Genomic DNA, 8219 nt, shown 5'->3' on the forward strand with positions numbered 1-8219 from the left:
TCACCGGTCTTGATCCGGCCTTCTCGTCCGTGGACGCCGGCCGGTCGTCCGGGGCTCAGCCTTCCGCGCCGGACGTCGAGGCGGGTTCCGCCGCGGGGGCGGCTTGGCCCAGGGGCTTGGCGTGGCGGAGCAGGACGAGCGTTGCCACGGTCAGGGCCGACAGGATCACGGTGCTGATGGTCGCGGCGAGCGTCACGCCACCGGTGAACGCCTCGCGAGCCTGGGCCAACAGGCCGGCGGCGGCGTCGGAGGGCAATCCCCCGGCCGCGGTCAGGGCGCCTGGCAGGGTGTCGCGGGCGTCGGTGACGGGCGAGGCGGCCATGTCGCTCCGGTAGGCCGCGACCGCCACCGTGCCGAAACCGGCGATGCCCAGCGCGGTGCCCAACTCGGTCCCCGTCTGCACCAACGAGGAAGCCGAACCCGCCCCCTCCGCGGGCGCCGTGCCGACGACCAGGTCGGTGCCCAACGACCCGCTGGACCCGATGCCGAACTGCACCATCACCGACCCGGCCACCAGGAGCGCGACACCGGTGGTCGTGCTCATCTGCGTCAGCACGGCGAAACCGGCGGTGGCGATCGCCAGACCGACCGCCATCACGTACCCGGGCCGCAGCCGGCGCGCGGCGATCGGCGACAACAGGGACGCCGTCACCAGCCCGATCGCCGGCACCACGAGCCAGAACCCGGCCCGCACGGCCGAGAACCCGAGCACCTGCTGCAGGTACTGGCTGGCCAGCAGCATCGAGCCGGAGATGTTCGCCGACGCCAGCAGCATGATCGCGATCCCGCCCGCGAACGTGCGGTTGCCGAACAGCCTCAGGTCCAGCAACGGGTTGGGCAGCTTGTGCTGCCGCACCACGAACACCGCCCCGAAGCCGAGCCCGACCAGCAGCGCGACCGCGTGCACCGGCGTGACGCCGTCCCGGGCGAAACCCTTGAGCCCGTACACCACGGGCAGGATCGCGGCCAGCGACAGCACCACGCTCGGCAGGTCGATCCGCCCGGCCCGGGGGTTGCGGAACTCCGGCAGCGTCAGCGGGCCGAGCACCAGCAGGGCGACCATGACCGGCACGCCGACCAGGAACACCGCGCCCCACCAGAACACGTCGAGCACCAGCCCGCCGATCACCGGGCCGACCGCGATGCCCGCCATGAAGCAGCTGATCCAGACGCCGATCGCGAGGCTGCGCTGCTTGGGGTTGGCGAACATGACCACCACCAGCGCCAACGTGTTCGGCAGCATGATCGCGCCGGACACGCCGAGCAGCGCACGGGCCGCGATGAGCATGCCGGGGCTGCCGGAGTAGGCGGTCAGGACCGACGCCAGCCCGAACAGCGCGCCGCCGACGAGCAGCAGCTTCTTGCGGCCGACCCGGTCGCCGAGGGTGCCCATGGTGACGAGGAAACCGGCGATCATGAACGGGTAGATGTCGCCGATCCACAGCAGTTCGGCGCTGTCGGGCCGCAGGTCGGCGCTCAGCTCCGGCAGCGCCAGGAACAGGACGCTGACGTCGAGCGAGAGCAGGACCGGCACCAGCGCCAGGACGGCGAAGCCCAGCCAGTCGCGTCCACTGGCGCGCGGTTCCGCGCCCACGTCACACCTTCCCCATCGACCGGATCACGCCGTGCGCCCGCGCCGCGCCGCTTCCTCCAGCCTCGCGACGAGGTCGTGCGGGCTGGGCATCGCCATCAGTTCCGAGTAGACCCGCTCGACGCCGTCGCGGACGTCCGACTCCTCGAGCACCATCTTGAGCCGCGTCGTGGCCTCTTCCGGGGCGTCGTGCACGTCCACGGTGAAACCCGCGCCGCGGTCGGGCACGTAGCGCGCGGCGTTCTTGGAGATCATGGTCCGGGCGGCGGCGGACCACTCGTCGCCGAACGCGGGGATCAGGTGCTGCGCGTGGGAGTCGATGATCAGCTGCGGCACCTTGAAGGTCGCCGCCGCGCCGAACGTCCCGATGGCGCCGTGGTGGATGATCGCGTCGCACGTGGGCAGCAGCACGTTCAGCGGCAGGTAGTCGATCAGGCGCACGTTGTCCGGCACCGCCCGCACGCCCGCCAGCTGGGTCGCGTTGAGCGTCGCCACGACTTCGACGTCCAGCCGGCCGACCACCTCCAGCACGTTCGCCACCGGGTCCCAGCCGTCCTCCACGATGACCAGCCGGCGGGACTGGCCGAGGGACAGCGCGACCCGCGGCCGGGAACGCTCGGCGTCCAGCCAGTCCGGGACGGTGGTGGTGCCGGTGAACGGCACCCAGCGCATCGGCATCGTCGTCGTGGCGTCCGGCAGGCGCATCGCGGTGGGCATCGCGTCCACGGTGAACTGCCCGAGCAGCAGCTCCTCGTCCACCTCCAGGCCGTGCCGCTCGGCGGCCGGGCGCACGGTCTCCGTGAACGGGTCCCAGCCACCGGGCGAGCGCTCCATCGCGCGCACCGCGAACGGGTAGTAGTCCTGGGTCCACATGAGCCGGGCGTGCGCGACACCGTTCACCCTGGCCGCGATGGAGCCGGCGATGGCCGTCGGGTCCCACAGGATCATGTCCGGCCGCCACACGCGGGTGTACTCGACGAGGTCGTCGACCTCCGGGTGCGGGTCGGACGCCGACGCGCCGAAGGGGTGGAAGTCCCACATCGGCGGCAGCATGAAGTAGCGGAAGACGTCCCAGGTGGCGCGCTCGTCCTCGGACAGCCCGAGCCGGACGGCGAGGTCGTCGAAGCGCGCCGCGAGCTCCGGTGACGCGATCTTGCCCGGTCCGGTGGGCGTGCCCGAGCCGTCGCCGAGGGGCACCGCGGTGAGGCCGCAGGCGCGGATCGCGTCGGCCAGGGAGGGCGCGGACGCGACGCGCACCTCGTGGCCCGCGCCGATGAGCGCGTTGGCCAGCGGAACGAGCGGGAACAGGTGCGAAGGCGTGGGCCATGCGGTGAACAGAAAACGCATAAAACGCCTTTCCCGACCATTCGGCGAACGGCGCGCGGGCAGCCGTCCGGGTAAACGTCCCCATATTTTCTTTTCGGCACATGCTGTCAACCGGCGCGCGCGCCCGTCCAGGGTCTTCTTCGAAAATGCGGATTTTCCGGGACGGTGTACCGGGTGCGCGCGGCGATGTGGCACGCTGCCGGTTCGCGACCGGAGGAAGGCGTTATGCATGCGGTGGTGGTAGGCGCGCGCGGGTTCCTCGGGTCGGCGCTCGCCGCCGGGCTGGAACGGGCATCCGCGCAGGTCTCACGGGTCACCAGGGGTGAACCTGCGCTCGTGGACGACGTGCTGTCGCCGGCGCTCCGCACCGCTGAGGTGGTCTTCTACGTCGCCACCAGCGTCACGCCCGGAACGGCCGAGCGCTTCCCGGAAAGGGCCGACCGCGATCTCGCCGACTTCACCCGGCTCGTCGCGGCCCTGGGCGATCTCGGCACCAATCCGACGGTCGTCCTGGCCGGCAGCGCGGACTGCTACGACCGGGCCGCGGAGCCGCCATTCACGGAGCGCACGCCGTTGCGGCCGGGCACCGCGTACAGCCGGTGCAAGCTGGAGATGGAAAAGGTGCTGCGCGCCGCGCCGGGGGTGCGCCCGGTGGTGGCGCGGCTGGCCAGCCTCTACGGGCCCGGCCACCGGACCGACCCCGGGCACGGCGTGATCGCGCACTGGCTGACCGCGGTCGCCAAGGGCGAACGCCTGCGCCAGATCGGCGACGACGACATCACCCGGGACTTCGTGTACGTGGACGACGTCGTGGACGCCCTGCTCCGCATCTCCCGGCACACCGGCGACCTGCCGTTCGCCCTCAACATCGGCTCCGGCGACCCCGTCTCCCTCGGCCGGCTGCGACGCGAGGTCGAGGACGTGACCGGGGTGCGGTCGGCGGTGGACCGGTCACCGTCGCGCGGGTTCGACCGGCGGACGATCCTGGTGGACGTCGGGCTGGCCGAGGACGTGCTGGGCTGGCGGCCGGTCACCACGTTCACCGAGGGCCTGCGCCGCACCTGGAAAGCCGTGCAGGACGGCTAGACGACCGGCACACCACGCCGTGCCCCGCGCAACAGCCTGGTCATCGGCACCTCGACGAACCGGTACACCAACCAGGCCACGAAGACGGTGACGGCGAGCTGCACCACGAGCACGACCAGCGCGCCCCACACCGGCAGGACAGGCTGGCTGATCACCCCCAGGTCGGCGAGCCAGGTCTGCACGCGGCCGCCCATGGTGTGCATGATGATCAGCACGTGCACCGCGTAGAAGGCGAACGAGACCTTCCCGAGGAACACCAGCGGCCCGCCGCGCAACGGGGACCAGGCGCGCCGCGAGTCCGCCCGCGCCGCCGCCGCGATGAGCAGCGCGAACGGGATCAGCATCCCCGCCGACCGCTGCCACAGCGGCGGCAGCTCGCGGTTGACGAAGAACGCGGCCACGCACAGGCCGATCGCCACCGCCAGCGGCGGGCCGACCCACGCGCCGCGCCGCACCAGCAGCGCGACCACGATGCCGAGCGCGAACTCCGTGACGCGCATCAACGGGAAGACGTAGGTGAACCAGTAGGTGAACTGGTCCTCGAACCCGTCCAGCGGCACCAGCACCGGCGGAGCGGGCTCGCGCAGGGTGAACACCTCGCCCACGAGCACCGGCACCGCGAACGTGGCGACCACGAACAGCGCGCCGGCGACCCGCAGGCCGCGCGCCGACAGCCGGTCCAGCACCAGCAGCAGCGCCGGGAACACCAGGTAGAAGAACGCCTCGCAGCTCAGCGACCACATCACGGGGTTGAGGCCGAAGACGAAGGCCTGGTCCGGCGTCCACGCCTGGAGCAGGAGCACGTGGCCGAGCACCACGTCCCAGCCCGGCCGGACGCCGGTGACGACCAGTTGCAGCACGACCGCGACCAGCGCCGTCACCGCGAACACGGGGTAGATCTTGGCGAAGCGCCGCCGCCAGAACTCGCGCGACGCCTGGTCGCCGGGCGTCGACCACGTCAGCACGAACCCGCTGAGCACGAAGAAGAACGACACCCCGATGAACCCGGTGCGGCCCAGGTCGTGGACCGCCTGGTCGAACCCGCTCAGCCCGGTCGACCCCGGCGGCGTGGTCAGCGCCATCCCGGTGAAGTGGATGCCGAACACGAGCAGCGCCGCGAACCAGCGCAACCCGGTGAGCGACGGCAGGTCCTGGCGCACGTGCTCAGACGACGTGCACGCGGGGCACGTAGAGGATCCACTTGCCGCCGGACTCGCGGAACGCGCGTTCTTTCGCCATGATCTCGTCGGCGTGGTTCCAGGCGAACAGCAGCGCGTAATCCGGGTAGGACTGCGTGAACCGCTCCGGCGGGACGATCGGGATGTGCGAGCCCGGCGTCACCCGGCCCTGCTTCACCGGTGTCGTGTCCGAGATGTACGGCACGAGGTCCGGCCCGATGCCGCAGTAGTTGGTGACCGTGGCGCTCTTCGACGTGGCGCCGTACCCGACGACGGTCTTGCCCTGGGCGCGCAACTCGGTCAGGAGGGTCGTCAGCTCCGACCGGATCGACTTGATCTCGTCGCGGAACCGCGCGTACACCGGGAGCCGGTCCAGGCCGATCTCGGTCTCCCTGGCGGCCAGGTCGAGCACCGCCCGGGTGACCTGGCGCCGGCCCGCCCGCGCGATCGTGTAGCGCATCGCCCCGCCGTGCACCGGGATGCGCTCGACGTCCACGAGCTCGAACCCGAACCTGGCCACCATCGCGCCGACCGACTTGATCGCGAACAGGTAGAAGTGCTCGTCGTAGATCTGGTCGAAGTAGTTGTGCTCGACCACGTCGCCGAGGTAGCGGTCCTCCACGACGAACACGCCGTCGTCGGCGAGCAGCGCGTCGACGCCGCGCAGGATCGAGTCCATGTAGGCGATGTGGCTGACCGTGTTGGCGGAGAAGATCACGTCCGCCGGGCCGTCCTCGGCCCGGATCGCGCGCGCCGAGGACTCCTCGAAGTAGTCGACCCGGACGCGGATGCCCTTGTCCCGGGCGACCTCGGCCGGTCCGCCGGACGGGTCGACGCCGAGGTGGCGCACGCCCGCACGGCGGACGGTGTCGAGCATGATGCCGTCGTTGCTGCCGATCTCCACGACGAACGGGTCGGGCTTGGCCAGCTCCGTCTCCAGCAGCTGCTGCGCGGTCTGCTCGAAGTGCTTGCGCATCAACGCGGACATGCACGAGCGGTACGGGTAGTCGAACCCGAACATGGACTCGCGCGGCACTTCCTCCAGCTGCTGCACCATGCCGCACGAGTGGCACAACCCGACGGCCAGGTGGAAGTACGTCTCCCGGCCGATGTGCTCCGGCAGCAGGAACGCGTTCGACACCGGCTGCGTGCCGAAATCGAGGCACTGCTCGACGGTTCCACCGCAAATCCGGCAGACCGGTCCTCCGGGATCCACTGGGGTCATCGAGATCGCCTCCGGCTGCGAGGTGGGTGGGCAACCCATGGTCGGCGGCCCGGCCGGCGGCGCGCTACTTCGACAATGCGAGGTTTCCGCATTGTCCGAAGTGGTGATTCGGTCCAGCGCGGAGGCCGTGCGGTCCCGCTCGACCCGTCGGCCGGGCCTTGTCGCGGCCGGACGGTCCGCGATCGCATCGTCGGAACCCTTGCAGGGGGCCGAAGTCGGCGGGTCACGGCCCGGCCCACCCGTCCGTCCCGCGCCGACGGCCGATCGGGCGGGCGGACCACGTGGCCGTAGCCGCGCACGATCGGTCCTGGTGGTGGAGCGCGTCCTGGCCGATGATGACCGCCGGGCGCACGTCGCGGACGCCAACCCGCGGATCCTGCTCCTGCCCGGCGGCGAGGAGCGCACGCCGGCCGGGCCGACCGGCATCGGGCGCGGGCCGGGCCGCGGCCGGAGTCGGTCATCCGACCCGCTCGCGCACGTACCCACCCGGTTCCGTCCCGACGCACGCGAGTCGGCCGAGCAGCAGGAGCGCACGCATGACCGTCCACGAGAAGCCGACACCGGAACGGCCGGTGTCGGGTGAACGCATCCGGCTCGACTCCCTGACCGCGCTGCGCTTCGCCGCGGCGCTGCTGGTGTTCGTCCTGCACGTCTACGTCTACGTCTGGTACGCGGGCGGCGACATGGAGCAGGCGCCGTTCGGCGCGGTGGCGCTGCGCTCCGCGCTGGCCGGGGTCTCCTTCTTCTTCCTGCTCAGCGGGTTCGTGCTGACGTGGTCGGCCCGCGAGGACGACACGCCGCGGGCGTTCCTGCGCAGGCGCCTGGCCAAGATCTACCCGAACCACGCGGTCACCTGGGTGGTGGCGCTGGTGCTGCTGCTGTGGGCCGGCGAGCAGGTGGGCGCGTTACGGGCGCTGAGCACGCTGCTGCTGGTGGAGGCGTGGATCCCCCTCCCGCAGGTGCAGAGCGGGGTGAACCCGGTCTCGTGGACGTTGGCCTGCGAGCTGTTCTTCTACCTCTGCTTCCCCTACCTGCACCGGCTCGTCGCCCGGATCCGGCCGGAGCGGCTGTGGTACTGGGCGGTCGGCTGCCTCGCGGCGATCGCCCTGGTGCCCCTGCTGGTCATGGCGGTCACCCCCGCGGAACCCAAGGGCGGTCCCTTCCAGACGACGCTGCTGCAGACCTGGCTCACCTACAACTTCCCGCCCGTCCGGCTCCTGGAGTTCGTCCTGGGCATCCTGCTGGCCCGGATCGTGATCACCGGCCGGTGGTACCCGAAGCGGCTCGGCCCCGCGCTGATCTCCGTCCCGCTCGGCTACGTCGTCGCCTTGCAGGTCGCGTTCCCGTACTTCGTCCACGCGATCCTCGTGGTGCCGCTGGCGATGATGGTCCTGGCCGCGGCGCACTCCGACATCACCGGCTCGCCCGGCCTGCGCCGGCGGAGCTGGATCTGGCTGGGCGACATCTCCTTCGCGTTCTACATGACCCACGTGCTGGTGATCCTGCACCTGCACGGGCTCCTGGACCCCGAGCGCGACGCGGGGGTCGCGGCGGACGTCGGGTTCACCGCGCTCTACCTGGTGATCTCGGTGCTGGTGTCCTGGCTGCTGTACCGCGCGGTCGAGCGGCCGGCCATGCGCCGGTGGGGCTCCGCGCGCGGTCGGCGGACGGCGGCGCGGTGAGTCCTCGCGGAACGCGCGAACGGCCCCCGCCCGGTCGGCGGATTCCAGGGGTCGTCGCAACACAACTGATCAACTGGCTTAGGTCAGGAGCTTAGCCAAACGCTCGGCTGGGGTGTCCCAGCCGAGCGTTT

The 8219-nt window shown here is 71.5% G+C and carries 7 protein-coding genes; 3 read left to right on the top strand and 4 right to left on the bottom strand.

Annotated elements, in window-relative coordinates:
- Nucleotides 1-55: 55 nt before the first annotated feature.
- Both ACZ7GX_RS29495 and ACZ7GX_RS29500 read right to left on the bottom strand, forming a co-directional pair.
- Complete coding sequence (locus tag ACZ7GX_RS29495; RefSeq protein ID WP_498781320.1) at nucleotides 56-1594, bottom strand: MFS transporter; 1539 nt, start codon at nucleotides 1592-1594, stop codon at nucleotides 56-58.
- 24 nt (nucleotides 1595-1618) lie between these two features.
- Nucleotides 1619-2938, bottom strand: coding sequence for a nucleotide disphospho-sugar-binding domain-containing protein (locus tag ACZ7GX_RS29500; protein WP_498781322.1), 1320 nt, complete (start codon nucleotides 2936-2938; stop codon nucleotides 1619-1621).
- A gap of 204 nt (nucleotides 2939-3142) precedes the next feature.
- On the opposite strand from ACZ7GX_RS29500, the gene ACZ7GX_RS29505 reads away from it, so the two are divergent.
- Nucleotides 3143-4003 carry an NAD-dependent epimerase/dehydratase family protein gene (locus tag ACZ7GX_RS29505; RefSeq protein WP_498781323.1) on the top strand — a complete coding sequence of 287 codons (861 nt, stop codon included), beginning with the start codon at nucleotides 3143-3145 and terminating at the stop codon, nucleotides 4001-4003.
- Here ACZ7GX_RS29505 and ACZ7GX_RS29510 read toward each other — a convergent pair.
- Together ACZ7GX_RS29510 and ACZ7GX_RS29515 are read right to left on the bottom strand one after the other, a co-directional pair.
- A complete protein-coding gene (locus tag ACZ7GX_RS29510) occupies nucleotides 4000-5163 on the bottom strand; it encodes an acyltransferase family protein (protein ID WP_498781325.1) in 1164 nt (387 codons plus the stop codon). The genes ACZ7GX_RS29505 and ACZ7GX_RS29510 overlap by 4 nt on opposite strands.
- A 4-nt stretch (nucleotides 5164-5167) precedes the next feature.
- Nucleotides 5168-6406 carry a methyltransferase domain-containing protein gene (locus tag ACZ7GX_RS29515; RefSeq protein ID WP_498781326.1) on the bottom strand — a complete coding sequence of 413 codons (1239 nt, stop codon included), beginning with the start codon at nucleotides 6404-6406 and terminating at the stop codon, nucleotides 5168-5170.
- Between the two features lie 310 nt (nucleotides 6407-6716).
- Here ACZ7GX_RS29515 and ACZ7GX_RS29520 point away from each other — a divergent pair, with 310 nt between their 5' ends.
- Both ACZ7GX_RS29520 and ACZ7GX_RS29525 read left to right on the top strand, forming a co-directional pair.
- Nucleotides 6717-6989: a hypothetical protein gene (locus ACZ7GX_RS29520; RefSeq protein WP_498781328.1), complete on the top strand. Its 273-nt coding sequence runs from the start codon at nucleotides 6717-6719 to the stop codon at nucleotides 6987-6989.
- Complete coding sequence (locus ACZ7GX_RS29525; RefSeq protein ID WP_498781329.1) at nucleotides 6943-8088, top strand: acyltransferase family protein; 1146 nt, start codon at nucleotides 6943-6945, stop codon at nucleotides 8086-8088. The genes ACZ7GX_RS29520 and ACZ7GX_RS29525 overlap by 47 nt, the downstream gene beginning before the upstream one ends.
- Nucleotides 8089-8219 lie beyond the last annotated feature (131 nt).

This window comes from Actinosynnema sp. NPDC037264 (assembly GCF_055603705.1).

Coding starts and splice junctions, on each gene's coding strand:
- ACZ7GX_RS29500 (WP_498781322.1), bottom strand. CDS start 2,938: ATGCGTTTTCTGTTCACCGCATGGCCCACGCCTTCGCACCTGTTCCCG.
- ACZ7GX_RS29505 (WP_498781323.1), top strand. CDS start 3,143: ATGCATGCGGTGGTGGTAGGCGCGCGCGGGTTCCTCGGGTCGGCGCTC.
- ACZ7GX_RS29515 (WP_498781326.1), bottom strand. CDS start 6,406: ATGACCCCAGTGGATCCCGGAGGACCGGTCTGCCGGATTTGCGGTGGA.
- ACZ7GX_RS29525 (WP_498781329.1), top strand. CDS start 6,943: ATGACCGTCCACGAGAAGCCGACACCGGAACGGCCGGTGTCGGGTGAA.